The 17150-nt window shown below is 71.7% G+C and carries 14 protein-coding genes; 5 read left to right on the top strand and 9 right to left on the bottom strand.

The features are described 5' to 3' along the window. Window positions 1–120 precede the first annotated feature (120 nt). Both ACWCRJ_RS32520 and ACWCRJ_RS32515 read left to right on the top strand, forming a co-directional pair. Window positions 121–525 (top strand): rodlin, encoded by a 405-nt coding sequence (locus ACWCRJ_RS32520; protein ID WP_450942646.1) that lies wholly within the window; start codon window positions 121–123, stop codon window positions 523–525. Between the two features lie 174 nt (window positions 526–699). Further along, the gene (locus tag ACWCRJ_RS32515) at window positions 700–1122 is read left to right on the top strand and encodes a rodlin (protein WP_450942645.1); all 423 of its coding nucleotides are present in this window, start codon (window positions 700–702) and stop codon (window positions 1120–1122) included. Between the two features lie 83 nt (window positions 1123–1205). Here the strand turns inward: ACWCRJ_RS32515 and ACWCRJ_RS32510 are convergent, their stop codons facing one another. Then, window positions 1206–3131, bottom strand: a complete 1926-nt coding sequence (locus ACWCRJ_RS32510) for an AMP-dependent synthetase/ligase (RefSeq protein WP_450942644.1) — start codon at window positions 3129–3131, stop codon at window positions 1206–1208. Between the two features lie 122 nt (window positions 3132–3253). On the opposite strand from ACWCRJ_RS32510, the gene ACWCRJ_RS32505 reads away from it, so the two are divergent. Continuing rightward, the gene (locus ACWCRJ_RS32505) at window positions 3254–3898 is read left to right on the top strand and encodes a chorismate mutase (RefSeq protein ID WP_450942643.1); all 645 of its coding nucleotides are present in this window, start codon (window positions 3254–3256) and stop codon (window positions 3896–3898) included. On the opposite strand, the gene ACWCRJ_RS32500 is transcribed toward ACWCRJ_RS32505, so the two are convergent. The 3 genes from ACWCRJ_RS32500 to ACWCRJ_RS32490 all read right to left on the bottom strand — a co-directional run bounded on the left by ACWCRJ_RS32500 (window position 3895) and on the right by ACWCRJ_RS32490 (window position 9233). Next, window positions 3895–5514, bottom strand: coding sequence for a YfbK domain-containing protein (locus ACWCRJ_RS32500; protein WP_450942642.1), 1620 nt, complete (start codon window positions 5512–5514; stop codon window positions 3895–3897). The genes ACWCRJ_RS32505 and ACWCRJ_RS32500 overlap by 4 nt on opposite strands. Window positions 5515–5682: 168 nt before the next feature. Then, on the bottom strand, window positions 5683–6579 hold the full coding sequence (locus ACWCRJ_RS32495) for an ABC transporter permease (protein WP_450942641.1): 897 nt from the start codon (window positions 6577–6579) through the stop codon (window positions 5683–5685). Then, on the bottom strand, window positions 6576–9233 hold the full coding sequence (locus tag ACWCRJ_RS32490) for an alpha/beta fold hydrolase (protein WP_450942640.1): 2658 nt from the start codon (window positions 9231–9233) through the stop codon (window positions 6576–6578). Before ACWCRJ_RS32490 ends, ACWCRJ_RS32495 begins: the two co-directional genes overlap by 4 nt. A gap of 282 nt (window positions 9234–9515) precedes the next feature. Here ACWCRJ_RS32490 and ACWCRJ_RS32485 point away from each other — a divergent pair, with 282 nt between their 5' ends. Beyond that, window positions 9516–9683, top strand: coding sequence for a hypothetical protein (locus ACWCRJ_RS32485; protein ID WP_450942639.1), 168 nt, complete (start codon window positions 9516–9518; stop codon window positions 9681–9683). A gap of 110 nt (window positions 9684–9793) precedes the next feature. On the opposite strand, the gene mmsA is transcribed toward ACWCRJ_RS32485, so the two are convergent. The 5 genes from mmsA to iolC are packed head-to-tail and all read right to left on the bottom strand — an operon-like array spanning window position 9794 to window position 15937. After that, window positions 9794–11296, bottom strand: coding sequence for a CoA-acylating methylmalonate-semialdehyde dehydrogenase (mmsA, locus tag ACWCRJ_RS32480; RefSeq protein WP_450942638.1), 1503 nt, complete (start codon window positions 11294–11296; stop codon window positions 9794–9796). Window positions 11297–11312: 16 nt separating this feature from the next. After that, window positions 11313–13214, bottom strand: a complete 1902-nt coding sequence (gene iolD / locus ACWCRJ_RS32475; RefSeq protein WP_450942637.1) for a 3D-(3,5/4)-trihydroxycyclohexane-1,2-dione acylhydrolase (decyclizing) — start codon at window positions 13212–13214, stop codon at window positions 11313–11315. Further along, the gene (gene iolB, locus ACWCRJ_RS32470; RefSeq protein ID WP_450942636.1) at window positions 13211–14068 is read right to left on the bottom strand and encodes a 5-deoxy-glucuronate isomerase; all 858 of its coding nucleotides are present in this window, start codon (window positions 14066–14068) and stop codon (window positions 13211–13213) included. Before iolB ends, iolD begins: the two co-directional genes overlap by 4 nt. A 7-nt stretch (window positions 14069–14075) precedes the next feature. Further along, on the bottom strand, window positions 14076–14954 hold the full coding sequence (locus ACWCRJ_RS32465; RefSeq protein WP_450942708.1) for a Cgl0159 family (beta/alpha)8-fold protein: 879 nt from the start codon (window positions 14952–14954) through the stop codon (window positions 14076–14078). Window positions 14955–14986: 32 nt separating this feature from the next. Then, the gene (gene iolC / locus ACWCRJ_RS32460) at window positions 14987–15937 is read right to left on the bottom strand and encodes a 5-dehydro-2-deoxygluconokinase (protein ID WP_450942635.1); all 951 of its coding nucleotides are present in this window, start codon (window positions 15935–15937) and stop codon (window positions 14987–14989) included. Window positions 15938–16074: 137 nt separating this feature from the next. On the opposite strand from iolC, the gene ACWCRJ_RS32455 reads away from it, so the two are divergent. Beyond that, window positions 16075–16992, top strand: coding sequence for a sugar phosphate isomerase/epimerase family protein (locus tag ACWCRJ_RS32455; protein ID WP_450942634.1), 918 nt, complete (start codon window positions 16075–16077; stop codon window positions 16990–16992). Window positions 16993–17150 lie beyond the last annotated feature (158 nt).

Raw genomic sequence — 17150 nt, 5'->3', positions numbered from 1 at the left:
ACGCGCCCCGCTCCACGCCTTTCGAATGGGCCGACGGAGTGAATCAGAGCAACCCAGGAGGCCGGGGGGAGTTGTCCAAGGCGCTCCGGTGGAAACGGGGTTCTTCAGAAAGGATCGCAAGTGATCAAGAAGATTATGGCCGTGGCCACGATCGCCGCCTCCGTCGTCGGAGCCTCGGCCGTCGCCGCACCCCAGGCGCTCGCCGATGACGGCGGTACCACGAGCTTCAGCGGGAACGACGCCCAGCAGGTATACGGAAACTCGGCGACGTACGGCGACATGAGCCCGCAGATGGCGCTGATCCAGGGCTCGTTCAACAAGCCCTGCATCGCTCTGCCCGCCAAGGTCAACCTCGCCGCGGTGGCGGCGGCCGTCATCCAGGACGTCCCGATCCTGTCCGCCCCGCAGAACCAGCAGTGCACCGAGAACTCCACCCAGGCCAAGGGTGACGAGCCGCTGTCGCACATCCTGTCCGACATCCCGATCCTCTCGGACAACGGCAACGGCAACGGCGGGAAGAAGTAACACCGCCGCCGCACGGGTGGGCCTGCCTCACTCGACGGCCCACCACGGGCACACAAGTGCCCCGATAAGCCTCCTATTGCGCCAACAGGGGCAATCAACGCAACCGTTGGCCGGATGTCCTGTTGAGCAGGGCGCAACTCCGCAACGGAGTCCGCTTTCCGAAAGGGATCGAACATGAAGAAGCTGTGGGCTACCGCGGCTGTTGCCGTTTCCATCGCCGGCCTCGGGGCCGCGACCGCTCCCCAGGCGCTCGCCGACGACGGTGGGACCACGTCCTTCAGCGGCAACGGTGCCAGCCAGGCGTTCGGCAACTCCGTGACCAAGGGCGACATGAGCCCGCAGCTCTCGCTGGTCCAGGGCTCGCTCAACAAGCCCTGCATCGGCCTGCCGCTCAAGGCCAACCTCGCCGCGCTGGCGGCGGCGGTCGTCCAGGACGTCCCGATCCTGTCCGCCCCGCAGAACCAGCAGTGCACCGAGAACTCCACCCAGGCCAAGGGTGACGAGCCGCTGTCGCACATCCTGTCCGACATCCCGATCCTCTCGGACAACGGCAACGGCAACAACAACGGCGGCGACAACGGCGCCAAGCACCACTGACACCACCACCGGACACACCGGAGCGGGTCGCCGAGTTCATCGGCGGCCCGCTTCGCCGTCTCCCCCCAGGTGCCGGCCCCGGCTCACTTCTTCGCGTAGAGCGATTCGATCGCCGCCGCGTACGCCGCCGTGACCGCGTGGCGTTTGATCTTCATCGACGGGGTGAGCAGGCCGTTCTCCTCGCTGAAGCCGCCTTCCACCACCTTGAACTCGCGGATGGACTCGGCGCGGGAGACGGCCTGGTTGGCGTAGTCGACGGCCTGCTGGACGTCGGCGCGCATCCGGGGGTCGGCGACGATCTCGGCGAGCGGGGTGTCCGGGGACATGCCGCGCACGTGCAGCCAGTGGGTGACGTCCTCGGGGTCGAGGGTGATGAGGGCGGCGACGAAGGGGCGGTTGTCGCCGACGACGATGCACTGCCCGACCGGGGGACGGCTGCGCAGCCGGTCCTCCAGGACGGCCGGGGAGACATTCTTGCCGCCGGAGGTGATGAGGACGTCCTTCTTGCGGCCGGTGATGGTGAGGTATCCGTCCTCGTCGAGCGCGCCGAGGTCACCGGTGGCGAACCAGCCGTCGGTGAGGGCGGCGTCGGTGGCGACCGGGTTGTTCCAGTAGGCGCCGAAGACGATGCCGCCCTTGATGAGGACCTCCCCGTCGTCGGCGATGCGGACCGCGGTGCCGGGGACGGGCCGGCCGACGGTGCCGGGCCGGGGCCCCAGGGGCGGGACGATGGTGGCGGCCGCGGTGGTCTCGGTGAGGCCGTAGCCCTCGTAGACGATGACCCCGGCGGCGTAGAAGAAGAGGTTGAGGTCGCGGTCGAGCGGGGAGCCACCGCTGATGGCGTAACGCATCCGGCCGCCCAGTTCCCTGCGGATGCGGCGGTAGACCAGCAGGTCGTACAGGGCCCAGGCGGCGTACAGGCCGGGGGTGGGGCCGGGGCCCCGGTCCAGGAACCTGTCCAGGTAGGCCTGGGCGAAGCGCACGCCGATGCGGTGGGCGCGGTCGAAGGAGGCGCCGCGGCCGATGCGTTCGGCGGTGGCGCGGCCGGTGGCGTGGATCCGCTCGAAGAGGTAGGGGACGCCGACGAGGAAGGTGGGGCGGAACTTCTTGAGGGCGGGCCGCAGTTCGTCGGGCTTGATGCTCGGGCAGTGGCCGATCTCGATGCGGGCCATCAGGCAGGCGATCTGGATCGCGCGGCCGAGGATGTGGGCCAGGGGGAGGAAGAGGAGGGTGGAGGCTGCCTGGCCGGTGATCTCCTTGAAGATCGGGTGGAGGAGTTCGACCGTGTTGGCGGCCTCCGCGTGGAGGTTGGCGTGGGTGAGGACGCAGCCCTTGGGGCGGCCGGTGGTGCCGGAGGTGTAGCAGATGGTCGCGGCCGTGTCCGGGGTGAGGGCGGCGCGGCGCTTGGTGACCTCGTCGTCGGGGACGCCCCGGCCGAGGTCCGCGAGGTGGGCGAGGGCCTCCCGGTCGATCTGCCAGACGTGCGGGGGCTGGGAGTGGCGGGCCGTGGCCGTGGCGACGGCCTCCGCGTTCCCGGCGGTCTCCACGACCACGAAACGGGAGCCGGAGTCGCGGACGATCCACTCGATCTGCTCGGGCGAGGACGTGGCGTAGATGGGCACGGACTGGCCGCCGGCCGCCCAGACGGCGAAGTCGAGGACCGTCCACTCGTAGCGGGTGCGGGACATCAGCGCGACGCGGCCGCCCGGTTCGAGGCCGGCGGCGATCAGCCCCTTGGCGGTCTCGGTGACCTCGCGGGCGAAGGCGGCGGCGGTCACCGGGTGGAAGGTGCCGTGGTGGTCGGCGCGGCGCAGGACCACCGCGCCGGGCGCCTCGGTGGCGTTGACGAAGGGGAGGTCGGCGATGCTGCCGCCGGTCGGGCGGGGCGCGAGGGCGGGCGTGCGCGCCTCGCGGACGACACCTCGCGCGTCCCTGACGACCTCGACCTTCGCGCGGTCGGACAGGCCGCCGCGCTGTTTCGCCCGGTTCAAGTCCCTGCGTACGCCCATCACCGCTCCCCGAGGTCTCACACATCCACGTTACTGGCGAGTCAACTTACCGGTACGTAAGGAAATATCAATGCTTCGGTATGACTGCGGGGCTCGGGATGGGCGCGTGATAGGTGTGGATCATGCGCCCCCACCGCCTCGGTTCCACCCTGATCTCCGCCGTCGCCTCCGTCTGCGTCTGTCTGGCCGCCGGTGCCTCGTCCGCCGCGGCCCTGCCCGGTGCTTCGCCGGTCGCCGCCGAGTCGTCCTTTGCTCCTCCTCGTACGGCTCCGGGTGCCCGGTCGCTCACCGCGGTGACGGATCTGTTCGCCGAACGGCTGCTCGTCGCGGACAAGGTCGCGGCGGCGAAGTACGGGACGACCACGCCGATCGACGATCCCGTGCGGGAGAAGGCGATCCTGGACGACGTGGCGGCACGGGCGGTCGGGCTCGGCCTCGACCCCGATGCCGTCACCGCCGTGTTCCGGGACCAGATCGAGGCCAACAAGCTGGTGCAGCGCGGTCTTTACGCCCGCTGGGACGCGCACCCCGAGGAGCGGCCCACCGAGCGGCCCGATCTGGTGAAGGAGGTCCGGCCGGTGCTCGACCGGATCACCACCCAGCTGCTGAGCGCGCTCCAGGAGACGGAGTCGCCGCGGGCCGGGGCGTCGTGCGCGCCCCGGCTGCGGGTGGCGGCGGTGTGGTCCGCGGTCGACCGCCGGCTGGACCGGTTGCACGGGCAGGGGCTGGTGCGGGCGTTGCCCTCGGTCTGCGCGCCACGGCCCTAACCCATCAGCTCCTCCGCCGACTTGATCGCCTCGGCGAGGGCGTAGAGGTCCTTGTCCTCGCGGTCCCTCGCCAGATCGTCGGCCCGCAGGCCCAGTCGGTGCAGGGAGGGGCGGGCCGGGAGGTCGGGCCGGCGGCCGTCCTCCTGGCGGAGGGAGTCGGCGAAGTAGGCGGCCACGGCGGCCACCCGCAGGCCGTACGGGGAGTCGGTCCACAGGTCGTCGTGCAGGGCCGACGCCTCCAGGCCCGCCGCCTCCTCGTGCGGGGTGCGGGTGTCGGGGTCCAGCCAGCGGACGGTGGCGGTGGCGAGGTGGCCGCCGTCGGCGCCGTCCTTGGTGCGGACGACGTAGAGGGCGGTGACGGTGTGGCCGGGGCCGACCTCGCCGCCGTCGACCCGGTCGTCACGGAAATCCTCGTCCGCGACCCGCCGGTTGTCGTAGCCGATCAGGCGGAACTCCTCGACCGTGGCCGGGTCGAAGGCGACCTGGGCCTTGGCGTCTCGGGCGGTGAGGTCGACGTGGCGCGGGAGTTCCTCGCAGAAGACCTCCTCCGCCTCCTCCTCGGTGGAGACGTAGGTGGTGTGGCCGTCGCCCCGGTCGGCGAGTTGTTCCATGAGCTCGTCGCCGTAGTCGCTGCCGACGCCCACGCCGAAGAGGGTGATGCCGTGGTCGCGGCGTTCGCTCGCGATGCGTTCCAGGATGGTCTCGGCGTCGGTGGAACCGGTGTTGGCGAGGGCGTCGGAGAGCAGGACGACCCGGTTCGTGGCGCCCTTGCGCAGGCCCTCGACGGCGGTCTCGTAGCCGGTCTCGACGCCCGCCGCGAGGTTGGTGGAGTCGGTGGGTTCCAGGCTGTCGACCGCCTCGCGGATCTCGCCCCGGTTGCCGTCGAGGCGGGTCATCGGCAGGACGGTCTCGGCCTCGTCGCTGAAGGTGACGACGGCGACCGAGTCGTCGTCGCGCAGCCGGTTCGTCATCGTGCGCAGGGCGTCCTGGGCGAGGTCGAGGCGGCCCGGTTCGGACATGGACCCGGAGACGTCGATGACGAAGGTGAGGGCGGCGGGCGGGCGTTCGCCGTCGCCGCCGGCGGTCCGGGTGGCGAGGCCGACGCGGACCAGGGACCAGTTCTCGGCGTCGGTGCGGGCGCCGTCGACGGTGACCGAGAAGCCGTCGCCGTCCGGGCGTTCGTAGTCCTGGCGGAAGCTGTTGACGAACTCCTCCGGGCGGACCGTCGCCGGGTCGGGCAGGCTGCCCTCGTCCAGGGTGCGGCGGGCGTAGCCGTAGGAGGCCGTGTCGACGTCGAGGGCGAAGGTGGAGAGGTGGTCGGGGGACGGGGCGAAGTCGCCGGATTCGTCGCCTTGTTCATCGCGCTGTTCGCCGGAGTCGGGACCCTCGGGCGCGGGAGCCGGGAAGCCGTCCGCCTTGCCGCCGCTGCCTCCCCGGTCGTACGAGGAGGAGTTGCCTCCGTCACCGCTGCCGCCGCAGCCGGTGAGGAGCAGGGCGCAGGCGGCGCCCAGGGCGAGGAGTGCGGCGCCGGTCCGCCGCCCGGCCGTCCGCCTCGGCCCCGTCGTCGTCGGCCCCGTCGTCCTCGTCGTCGGCGTGCTCCTGCGATACGCGTGCATCCGGGCCCCCTAGCCACGTAGTCCGTCGCCTTCCGCGGGTTCTCGCGGGCGGTTGTTGTGACTGTGACGGCGCGGGGGGCCCGGATGTGCGCCACGGGGTGTTGCGGATGCGTCTCGAAGCGGCCACGGCGGACGCCCGCCGAGACCGGTGGGTGATCCTCCGGTGACCTAGGAGACGACGTCCTTGCGGCCGAAACCGCGGAAGGCCAGGGCGAACAGCACCAACGCGTACGTTACGGAGACGGAGACGCCCTGGATCATGTCGGTGTACTCGGGCTGCGGGCGGACGACGTCCAGCCAGGCGTACTGCCAGTGCGCGGGCAGGAAGTCGCGCCAGTCGCCGAGGGCGGTCACCGAGTCGAGCACATTGCCTACGATGGTGAGGCCGACGGCACCGCCGACCGCGCCGAGCGGGGCGTCCGTCCGGGTGGAGAGCCAGAACGCCAGTGCGGCGGTGACCAGTTGGGACACGAAGATGTACCCGACCGTGATCAGCAGCGCCTGGGCGGCGGCGCCCGCGGCGAGTTCGCCGCCGGTGGGCAGCTCCAGCGGACCCCAGCCGTAGGCCGCGGTGCCGACCGCGAGGGCGACGACCGGCAGCAGCACCAGCGCCGCGAGGCTGAGGGTGAGGCCGACGACGAGCTTGGACCACAGCAGGCGGGCGCGCGGCACGGGCGCGGCGAGAAGGTAGCGCAGGGAGGACCAGCTGGCCTCCGAGGCGACCGTGTCGCCGCAGAACAGCGCGACGGGGATGACGAGCAGGAAGCCCGCGGCGGCGAACAGGTTCACCGCGGCGAAGTTCGCGCCGGACGCGGTGGCCGTGTCCATCAGGTTGACCCGGTTGTTGCCCTCGCCGGGCGAGCCGCCGACCTGGAAGGCGATCAGCAGCACGAGCGGCAGGGCGAACAGGATGCCGCCCATGACCAGGGTGCGGCGGCGCTTCAGCTGCCGGACCAGTTCGACCCCGAGGGGCAGGGTGCGGCCGGCGCGGTAGCCGTCGGCGACCTCGACGGGCCGGGCGGGCCCGGGTTCTGCGTGCTCGGCACGCTCGGCCAGCGTGCTCATGCGGACTCTCCGATCAGGGTGAGGAAGGCGTCTTCGAGGCGGCGGTGCGGGCCGACGGACTCCACGGGTACGTCCAGCCGGACGAGCTCGGCGACCAGACGCCGGGCGCTGCCGCCGGCGTCGAGGCGGACCACCAGACCGCCGTCGGCGGGTACGGCCGAGTCGACGCCCGGCAGAGCGGCGATCTTCTCGACGAGCGGCTCGTCCACCGGCTCGGAGGTGCCGACCAGCAGCGTGTCGCCGGAGCCGACGATCTCGCTCACGGGGCCGGCCTGGACGAGCTGCCCGTGGTCCATGACGACCAGATGCGTGCAGGTCTGCTCGACCTCCGCCAGCAGGTGACTGGAGACGATGACCGTACGGCCGGCGGCCGCGTACCGGATCATGACCTCGCGCATCTCGCGGATCTGCGGCGGGTCGAGTCCGTTCGTCGGCTCGTCGAGGATCAGCAGGTCGGGCAGGCCGAGCATGGCCTGGGCGATGGCGAGGCGCTGACGCATGCCCTGGGAGTAGGTGCGCACCGCGCGGGCCAGGGCGTCGCCGAGGCCGGCGATCTCCAGGGCCTCGTCGAGGTGGGCGTCCTCGGCCGGGCGGCCGGTGGCGGCCCAGTACAGCTCCAGGTTCTCGCGGCCGGACAGGTGCGGGAGGAAGCCCGCGCCCTCGACGAACGCGCCGACCCGGGAGAGGACCGGGGCGCCCGGCACGATCGCGTGGCCGAAGACGCGGATCTGGCCGCCGTCCGGCTGGATCAGGCCCATGAGCATGCGCAGGGTCGTCGTCTTGCCCGCTCCGTTCGGTCCGAGCAGGCCGAGGACCTGGCCCTTCTCCACGCGCAGGGAGAGGTCGCGGACGCTGTAGCGGTCGCCGTTCCTGTACTTCTTGCTCAGGTCGGTGATCTGCAGCGGGACCTCGGCGAGCGCCGGGTCGGGGGCCGGGGTGACGATCCGGCGGCGTCCGGTGACGAGGAGGACGGCCGCGATGACGGCGCCGGCGATCGGCAGGTACCAGACCCAGGCGGGCAGGATGTCCGTGCGGTCGGCCCCGGCGAGGGGCGTGGGCACCTCCAGGCCGCCCTTGAGGGAGACGGTGTACGTCGCCGGGGTCGTCGGGGAGGCGTAGCCGAGGTCGGTGGAGGCGAGGACCAGACGGAGGCTGTGGCCGTCGTCGAGTTCGTGGTCGATGGCCGGGAGGGTGAGCTTCACGTCCTTGCCCGCCTTGGCGCCCTCCACCCGGATCGGGTCGACGAGCTGGGAGGGGAGGACCTGGGACCTGCCGTCGGGGCCGACGTCGTACACCTTGGCGAAGAGGACGGCGTCCTCGCTGGTCGACTTCACATGGACCGTGGCCGTGGGCGAGCCGGTGATCTGCAGATCGTCCGTGACGGGCCTGGACCGGAACGCGGCGAACTGGCCGGGGAAGTCGAGGGAGATGCCGACGCCGAGGGAGGACAGCTGGGCCAGGCCGCCGCCGGCGCCGAGGCCGGGCAGGGCGGAGATGGCGGGCGGGTTGGCGCCCGCCGGGTTCTCGAAGCTCTGCTCGCGGCCGGCGAGGGCGATCTTCGTGGGGTCGTTCTCCAGGCCCGGGTAGGTGTCGTCGGTCGTACCGGCGAGGCGGGGCTCGCCGTCGCCGGAGCCGGCGCCGAGGGTGCGGGTGACGCGGAACGCGGAGCCGGTGTCCGCGCTCTTGTCGCCCTTCAGATAGCGGTCGAACCAGGCCTGCGTCCGGGCCTGGACCCGGCTCGTCTCCATGTCGCCGCCGTCGTGGCCGCCGGAGATCCAGTCGACGTCCACGGGCGCGCCGTTGGCCTTGATCGCCCGGGCGGCGGCGTCGGCCTGGCCGAGCGGGAAGAGGGAGTCGGTCTGGCCCTGCATCAGCAGGGTGGGCACCTTGATGCGGTCGCCGACGGCCTCGGGGCTGCGCGCGGCGAGCAGCTTCACGGCCTCCGCGTCGGGCCGCCCCGACTCGGCGACCCGCTGGTACATCTCGCAGAGCTGGGTCTCGAACTTCTCGCAGCCGCCGCCGGTGTTGACGAACAGACCGGCCCACAGCTTCTTGAAGACGCCGTTCGGGAACAGGGCGTCCGCCAGGTTCCAGTACGTGATCGCGGGCGCGATGGCGTCGACCCGGTCGTCGTACCCGGCGGCCAGCAGCGAGATCGCCCCGCCGTACGAGGCGCCGGCGACGCCGAGGCGCGGGTCGCCCTTCTTGTCGAGCTGAACCTCGGGGCGCTTCGCGAGCCAGTCGATCAGCTTCGAGACGTCGGCGACCTCGCCCTTCGGGTCGTTCAGCCCGATCTTGCCGGTCGAGTCGCCGAAGCCGCGGGCGGACCAGGTCAGCACCGCGTAGCCGTCGCGGGCGAGTGCCTCGGCCTGCTTGCGGACGTCGTTCTTGCTGCCGCCGAAGCCGTGTCCGAGCAGGACGGCCGGGCGGCGGCCGGCACCGCCGGAGGTGAAGTACGAGGTGTCGATGCGCACGCCCTCGGCCGTGTCCATGGCCCGGTCGGAGCGCTTCACCGGCGCCGCCTCGTCGGAGGCGGTGGCCGTCCAGGTACCGGCGCCGGCGAGCACGACGACGGCGGCCGCGGCGGCGAGGGTGCGCCGCGGCCGCCGCCGTAGCGCTCCGCGCAGGCGCGGCCCGGTCAGTCGAAGATCCATGCGTCAACGGTACGGGGCCCCTACCGTGCCCCAGGGCCCCCTGAGGGGGGAAGAGTGGGACATCCCACGGTCGTACGGGGGGAATCCGGCATACAGCGGGTGCGGTATGCGGGGGTGCGCGACGGACCTGACAGCAACCTGATAAGTGGCCCTTCAGTTCCCTCCGAACACCGGTTCAGCGCGCGAGAGTTACTTGAAGTTTCACATTGACTTGTGGGGCAGTGATCCAACAAGCTGATGATCTGACGCAACCCCCCACTGCGCGAAGGGATCAACGCAGCGATGCAACGACTCATCACCAAGGCTCTGGCCACGGCCGTGGCCACCGCAGCCCTGATCACCACAGCCGTCGGCATCGTCTCCGCCGACACCGGCCGGACGCCGTCGAAGAGCCACTCCGTCTCGGCGGCCTGCTGGCCGGGCCAGCCGTGCTGGAAGAGCTGGCAGTGATCAAGGGCGGGGCCGTGGGCACGGTCGGCTCCGCCGACCGCCCCGGCTGACGCGACAACGTGAACGAGGGGGCGGCCGGTGCACGGCCGCCCCCTCTGTCACGACTGGGCTCAGTGGTTGCGCGGGAAGCCCAGGTCCACGGCCGAGGGGCCGTCGGCCGGGTCGGGCCAGCGGGTGGTGACCACCTTGCCGCGGGTGTAGAAGTGGGTGCCGTCGTTGCCGTAGATGTGGTGGTCGCCGAAGAGGGAGTCCTTCCAGCCGCCGAAGCTGTGGTAGCCGACGGGGACCGGGATCGGGACGTTGACGCCGACCATGCCGGCCTCGACCTCCAGCTGGAAGCGGCGGGCGGCGCCGCCGTCGCGGGTGAAGATCGCGGTGCCGTTGCCGAACGGGGAGGCGTTGATGAGGGCGATGCCCTCGTCGTAGGTGTCGACGCGCAGCACGGTCAGCACCGGGCCGAAAATCTCGTCCTGGTACGCCTTCGCGGTGGTGGGGACCTTGTCGAGGAGCGAGATGCCGATCCAGTGGCCGTCCTCGAAGCCGTCGACCGTGAAGCCGGTGCCGTCGAGGACGACCTCGCAGCCCTCGGCCGCCGCGCCCTCGACGTACGAGGCCACCTTGTCGCGGTGGACCGCCGTGATCAGCGGACCCATCTCGGACGTCGGGTCGTTGCCGGGACCGATCTTGATCTTCTCGGCGCGCTCGCGGATCTTCTCCACCAGTTCGTCGCCGATCGCGCCCACGGCCACGACCGCGGAGATCGCCATGCAGCGCTCGCCCGCCGAGCCGTAGGCCGCCGAGACCGCCGCGTCGGCCGCCGCGTCCAGGTCGGCGTCGGGGAGGACCAGCATGTGGTTCTTGGCGCCGCCGAGGGCCTGGACGCGCTTGTGGTTGGCGGAGGCCGTGGTGTGGATGTAGCGGGCGATCGGGGTCGAGCCGACGAAGGAGACCGCCTTGACGTCCGGGTGCTCCAGGAGGCGGTCGACGGCCACCTTGTCGCCGTGGACGACGTTGAAGACGCCGTCGGGGAGGCCGGCCTCCGAGAGGAGTTCGGCGATCTTGATGGAGGCCGAGGGGTCCTTCTCGCTCGGCTTCAGCACGAACGTGTTGCCGGTCGCGATCGCCATCGGGAACATCCACATCGGGACCATCGCCGGGAAGTTGAACGGCGTGATGCCCGCGACGACGCCCAGCGGCTGGCGGATGGAGGAGACGTCGACGCGGCTGGCGACCTGCGTGGACAGCTCGCCCTTCAGCTGCACGTTGATGCCGCAGGCCAGTTCGACGATCTCCAGGCCGCGCGCGACCTCGCCGAGCGCGTCCGAGTGCACCTTGCCGTGCTCGGCGGTGATCAGCTCCGCGATCGCGTCACGGTTGGCGTCCAGCAGGGCGCGGAACCTGAACAGGATCGAGGTGCGCTGGGCCAGCGAGGACTGGCCCCAGGTCACGAAGGCCTCCTTGGCGGTGCGTACCGCCGCGTCGACCTCGTCGACGGTCGCGAAGGCGACCTGGGTGGTGACCGCGCCGGTCGCCGGGTCCGTGACCGGCCCGAACGTACCCGACGCGCCTTCGACGGTCTTGCCGCCGATCCAGTGGTTGACGATCTTCGTCATGCCGAGAAACTCCTTCTCACAGATGGCGGCGTCGGGTTGAGACGTGCCGGTCGTACTCCTCGCGTGCCTTGACCGCCGACGCACGGGTCGCGGTCTCGGCCACAGGTACATCCCACCAGGCCTGCGCGGGAGGCGGGCCCGACACAGTGTCTGCCGTTTGGGTCTCCACGTAGACACAAGTGGGAGTGTCGGCCGCCCGCGCCTCGGCGAGGGCGGCGCGCAGGTCACGGACCGTCCTGGCGCGCAGGACGCGCATGCCGAGACTGGCCGCGTTGGCGGCGAGATCCACGGGCAGCGGGGCGCCCGTGAACGTGCCGTCGTCAGGGTTGCGGTGCCGGTAGGCGGTACCGAACCGCTCACCGCCGACCGACTCGGAGAGGCCGCCGATGGAGGCGTACCCGTGGTTCTGCACGAGCAGCACCTTGATCGGGACGTTCTCCTGCACGGCCGTGACGATCTCGGTCGGCATCATCAGATACGTGCCGTCGCCGACCAGCGCCCACACCGGGCGCCCGGGAGCGGCCAGCCGGACGCCGATCGCGGCCGGTATCTCGTAGCCCATGCAGGAGTAGCCGTACTCCAGGTGGTACTGGTCCCGGGACCGGGTCCGCCACAGTTTGTGCAGGTCACCGGGGAGGGAGCCGGCCGCGTTGATGAGGATGTCGTCCTCGTCGACGATCTCGTCGAGGAGGCCGAGCACCTGGGCCTGGGTGGGCCGGGTGTCCGGCTCGTCGGCCTCGTAGCAGGCGTCGACGCGGTGCTCCCAGCGCTGCTTGTCCTGCGCGTACTCGGCGACGTAGCCGTCCGCGACCCGGTGCCCGTGCAGTTCCAGGGCCTCGGCGAGCGCCTCCAGGCCGGACCGGGCGTCCGCGATCAGCGGCAGCCCGGAGAGCTTGTGGCCGTCGTACGGCGCGATGTTGAGGTTGAGGAAACGGACGTCGTCGGCGGCGAAGAGGGTGTTCGAGGCCGTGGTGAAGTCCGTGTACCGGGTGCCGACGCCGATCACCAGGTCGGCGGTGCGGGCGAGTTCGTCGGCCGTCGCGGTGCCGGTGTGGCCGATGCCGCCCACGTCCTGCGGGTGGTCGAAGCGCAGCGAGCCCTTGCCGGCCTGGGTGGACGCCACGGGGATGCCGGTGGCGGCGGCCAGTTCGGCGAGGGCCTCCTCGGCGCGGGCGTGGTGGACGCCGCCGCCGGCGACGATCAGGGGGCGGCGGGCCGCGCGGATCGCGGCGGTCGCGGCGGCCAGTTCGGCGACGTCGGCGGCCGGGCGGCGGACGTTCCAGGTCCGCTCGGCGAAGAACTCCTCCGGCCAGTCGTACGCCTCCGCCTGCACGTCCTGCGGCAGGGCGAGGGTGACGGCCCCCGTCTCCACCGGGTCGGTGAGGACGCGCATCGCCTGCAGCGCGGCCGGGATCAGGGCCTCGGGGCGGGTGATCCGGTCGAAGTACCTCGACACCGGACGCAGCGTGTCGTTGACGCTGATGTCGCCCGCGTAGGGGACTTCGAGCTGCTGGAGGACCGGGTCGGCCGGCCGCGTGGCGAAGGTGTCGCCGGGCAGCAGCAGCACCGGGAGATGGTTGATGGTGGCGAGGGCGGCGCCGGTGACGAGGTTGGTGGCGCCGGGGCCGATGGACGTCGTCACGGCGTGCGTGGACAGGCGGTTCGACTGCCGGGCGTAGCCGACGGCCGCGTGGACCATCGACTGCTCGTTGCGGCCCTGGAGGTAGGGCATGTCGTCGGCGTACTCGACGAGCGCCTGGCCGAGGCCCGCGACGTTGCCGTGGCCGAAGATGCCCCAGGTGGCGCCGATCAGCCGCCGCCGCTCGCCGTCGCGCTCGGTGTACTGGGCGGCGAGGAAGCGGACCAGCGCCTGGGCGACCGTGAGCCGCGTGGTGGCCGTGGTCGTGGTCGGGCTCATCGGTAGCCCCCTGTGCTTTCGACGTGGTCGGGGTGGAAGCAGATCTGCCACTCGCGCTCGGGGCCGGGGCCCGCCATCACGTTCAGGTAGTACATGGTGTGGCCGGGCTGCGCGACGGACGGGCCGTGCCAGCCGTCGGGCACGAGCACCGCGTCACCGGAACGGACCTCGGCGAGCACCTCGGAGCCGCCCTCGCGGGAGGGGGACACGCGCTGGTAGCCGAAGCCGTGGGGACCGTCGATCTCGAAGTAGTAGATCTCCTCCAGCTCGGTCTCCTGCCCCGGCCGGTTCTCGTCGTGCTTGTGCGGCGGGTACGAGGACCAGTTGCCGCCGGGGGTGATGACCTCGACGGTGATCAGCTTGTCGCACTCGAAGGCGTCCGCTGAGGCGAAGTTGCGTACCTGGCGGGCGCAGTTGCCGCTGCCCCGGTCCTCCACGGGGACCTCCGGCGCGGGGCCGTAACGAGCGGGGAGTCGTCGCTCGCACTTCGCTCCTGCCAAAGCGAAGCGGCCTCCCGCGCCGGAGGCGATCTGTACCCGGGCGTCGCGGGGCGCGTAGACGAAGTCGGAGACTCCGGCGAACACGCTCTCCCTGCCCAGGATTTCGAACTCGGCGCTGCCGCCACCGTCTGAATTGCCCGGTTCCTCCGACACCTGCACCGTACAACCGCCACCCAGGGACAGCACGATCCATTCGCTGTCCCCGGTCGTGAACGTGTGCGAGCCGCCCGGCTCCAACTCCACCACGCGCAGGCTGCTGTGGGTCCAGCCGGCCCGCTTCGGGTCGATGTCGACGGCGTACCGGGCGTTCGCGGTCGCGCCCTTGGGTACGTACAACTCGGTCTTGTGTGTCATGCGGCCCTCACAACAGTCCTACGGCGGTGTCCACGGCGGCGGTCACGTCGTCGTCCGCCGGGTAGAGCAGCGAGCGGCCGACCACCAGGCCCTGCACGGTGGGCAGTTGCAGCGCGCCCCGCCACTTCTCGTACGCGCCGTCCTGGTCCTCGCCGACATCGCCGCCGAGGAGGACGGCAGGCAGCGTGGAGGTCTCCATCACACGGGCCATGTCGTCGGGGTTGTCGGTGACGGGCACCTTCAGCCAGGTGTACGCCGACGTGCCGCCGAGCCCGGCCGCTATGGCGATCGACTTGGTGACGGCGTCGGCGCTCAGGTCGTTCCTGACCTTGCCCGTGGCCGGGTCGCGGCGGCTGATGAACGGCTCGACGAAGACGGGCAGCCGCCGCTCGGCCATGGCGTCCACGGCGCGGGCGGTGGACTCCAGGGTGGTCAGGGAGCCGGGGTCGTCGTAGTCGACGCGCAGCAGGAGCTTGCCGGCGTCGAAGCCGAGGCGCTCCATGTCCTCGGGGCGGTGTCCGGTGAAGCGGTCGTCCAGTTCGAAGCTGGCGCCCGCCAGGCCGCCCCGGTTCATCGAGCCCATGACGACCTTGCCGTCGAGCGCGCCGAGGAGGAGCAGGTCGTCGAGGATGTCGGCGGTCGCGAGGACACCGTCGACGCCGGGGCGGGACAGCGCCAGGCACAGTCGTTCGAGGAGGTCGACGCGGTTCGCCATGGCGAGCTTGCGGTCACCGACGGAGAGCGCGCCACGGGCCGGGTGGTCGGCGGCGACGATCATCAGCCGGCCGCCGTCCCCGATCAGGGGGCGCCGGACGCGCCGGGCGGCGGCCTCGGCGATGGCCTCCGGGTGGTGGACGCGGGTGCGGACGAGGGCGGAGACGTCGATGGGGCCGAGGGGGCTCACGGGGCGTGCGGGAGTCACAGGACCGCCCCCGCCGCGACCGCCGCCTCGATCTCGTCCACCGTGGGCATGGCGGACGAGCACTCCAGGCGGGAGGCGACGATGGCCCCGGCCGCGTTGGCGTGCCGCATGATCTTCTCCAGGCCCCAGCCTTCGAGCAGGCCGTGGCAGAGGGAGCCGCCGAAGGCGTCACCGGCGCCGAGGCCGTTGAGGACGTTCACGGGCAGCGGCGGGACCTCGGCGGACTCGCCCTTGCTGTTGACCGCGAGGACGCCCTTGGGGCCCTGCTTGACGACCGCGAGTTCGACCCCGGCGTCGAGCAGCGCGCGGGCGGCGGCGTGCGGTTCGCGGACTCCGGTGGCGACCTCGACCTCGTCGAGGTTGCCGACCGCGACGGTGGTGTGCCGCAGGGCCTCCTCGTAGAAGGGGCGGGCCTCGGCCGGGTCGTTCCAGAACATCGGGCGCCAGTCGAGGTCGAAGACCGTCGTGCCCGCCCTGGCCCGGTGGGCGAGCGCCGCGAGCGTCGCCGTACGGCTGGGCTCCTCGCTCAGGCCGGTGCCGGTCACCCAGAAGATCCGGGTCCCGGCGATGGCGTCGAGGTCCAGCTCGCGGGCGTCGATCTCCAGGTCGGGGGCCTTCGGGCGGCGGTAGAAGTAGAGGGGGAAGTCGTCCGGCGGGAACACCTCGCAAAAGGTGATCGGGGTCGCGAGGCCGGGCACCGGAGTGACCCAGCGGTCGTCCACGCCGAAGTCGCGCAGTGCCTGGTGGAGGTACTCGCCGAAGGGGTCCTCGCCGGTGCGGGTGATGACGGCGGTGGAGCGGCCGAGGCGGGACGCGGCCACCGCGACGTTCGTCGCCGATCCGCCGAGAAACTTCCCGAAGGACGTCACCTGCGGCAGCGGGACCCCCGTCTGCAACGGGTAGAGGTCCACACCGATCCGCCCCATGGTGATCAGGTCGTACGCCATCGAGTTCCCTTCACGCGCCGGGTCCGTCCGCCGGGTCCGTCAAGGTCTAGCCCTGTCGGAGCGACCCTGTCAATACTTTGTCCAGACATTCGGACTACCTATTGACACCCTCAGCTTCGAGGCTGAAGCTGACTCCCATGACGTCGTTGTCACCTCAGTCCTCACTTTCGCGCATCCGAGTCGGCTCGGCGCCCGACTCCTGGGGCGTCTGGTTCCCCGACGACCCCCAGCAGGTCCCCTGGCAGCGCTTCCTCGACGAGGTCGCCGCTTCCGGCTACGAGTGGATCGAGCTGGGGCCGTACGGCTATCTGCCCACCGACCCGGCGGTCCTCGCCGAGGAGACCGCCAAACGCGGCCTGAAAGTGTCGGCCGGCACGGTCTTCACCGGGCTGCACCACGGCCCCGACGTCTGGGACAAGACCTGGGCGCACGTGGCCGACAACGCGGTCCTCGCGCAGGCCATGGGCGCCGAGCACCTGGTCGTCATCCCGTCGTTCTGGCGGGACGACAAGACGGGCCAGGTACTGGAGCCCAGCGAGCTGACCGTCGAGCAGTGGCGGCACCTCACCCAGCTCACCGAGCGGCTCGGGCGGGAGGTGCGGGAGAAGTACGGCCTGAAGATCGTCGTCCACCCGCACGCCGACACCCACATCGACAGCGAGCAGAACGTCGTCCGCTTCCTGGACGGCACCGACTCCTCGGTGGTCTCGCTCTGCCTGGACACCGGGCACTACGCCTACTGCGGCGGCGACAGCGTCAAGCTGATCGAGACCTACGGCGAGCGCATCGGCTATCTGCACCTCAAGCAGGTCGACCCCGAGATCCTGGCGGACGTGCGGGCGAACGAGGTCCCGTTCGGGCCCGCCGTCGCCCGGGGCGTGATGTGCGAGCCGCCGAAGGGCGTGCCCGAGCTGGGGCCGGTGCTGGCCGCCGCGGCGAATCTGGACGTGGATCTGTTCGCGATCGTCGAGCAGGACATGTACCCGTGCGCGCCGGACGCTCCGCTGCCGATCGCCCAGCGGACCCGGGCCTTCCTGAGGTCCTGCGGGGCGTGAGCGCTCCGCAGGGCGCCGGACGCCGAGAAGCGCCGGGGAACTGCGGGTTGCCGGCCGGCCGCGGGTGGTTCGTGGCCGGCCGCGCGGTTCCCCGTGCCCTTCGGGGGCGCCGCGGCCGGTGCGTCTGACGGAATGCCGTACCTGAGCGGCGCTCAATT

It is taken from the genome of Streptomyces sp. NPDC002324, assembly GCF_053593335.1.
Note: the sequence above shows the minus strand (reverse complement) of the source record. Positions and strands in the feature narration are given on the sequence as shown.

Coding starts and splice junctions, on each gene's coding strand:
- ACWCRJ_RS32515 (WP_450942645.1), top strand. CDS start 700: ATGAAGAAGCTGTGGGCTACCGCGGCTGTTGCCGTTTCCATCGCCGGC.
- ACWCRJ_RS32500 (WP_450942642.1), bottom strand. CDS start 5,514: ATGCACGCGTATCGCAGGAGCACGCCGACGACGAGGACGACGGGGCCG.
- iolB (WP_450942636.1), bottom strand. CDS start 14,068: ATGACACACAAGACCGAGTTGTACGTACCCAAGGGCGCGACCGCGAAC.
- ACWCRJ_RS32495 (WP_450942641.1), bottom strand. CDS start 6,579: ATGAGCACGCTGGCCGAGCGTGCCGAGCACGCAGAACCCGGGCCCGCC.
- ACWCRJ_RS32510 (WP_450942644.1), bottom strand. CDS start 3,131: ATGGGCGTACGCAGGGACTTGAACCGGGCGAAACAGCGCGGCGGCCTG.
- mmsA (WP_450942638.1), bottom strand. CDS start 11,296: ATGACGAAGATCGTCAACCACTGGATCGGCGGCAAGACCGTCGAAGGC.
- iolC (WP_450942635.1), bottom strand. CDS start 15,937: ATGGCGTACGACCTGATCACCATGGGGCGGATCGGTGTGGACCTCTAC.
- ACWCRJ_RS32455 (WP_450942634.1), top strand. CDS start 16,075: ATGACGTCGTTGTCACCTCAGTCCTCACTTTCGCGCATCCGAGTCGGC.
- ACWCRJ_RS32505 (WP_450942643.1), top strand. CDS start 3,254: ATGCGCCCCCACCGCCTCGGTTCCACCCTGATCTCCGCCGTCGCCTCC.
- ACWCRJ_RS32485 (WP_450942639.1), top strand. CDS start 9,516: ATGCAACGACTCATCACCAAGGCTCTGGCCACGGCCGTGGCCACCGCA.
- iolD (WP_450942637.1), bottom strand. CDS start 13,214: ATGAGCCCGACCACGACCACGGCCACCACGCGGCTCACGGTCGCCCAG.
- ACWCRJ_RS32490 (WP_450942640.1), bottom strand. CDS start 9,233: ATGGATCTTCGACTGACCGGGCCGCGCCTGCGCGGAGCGCTACGGCGG.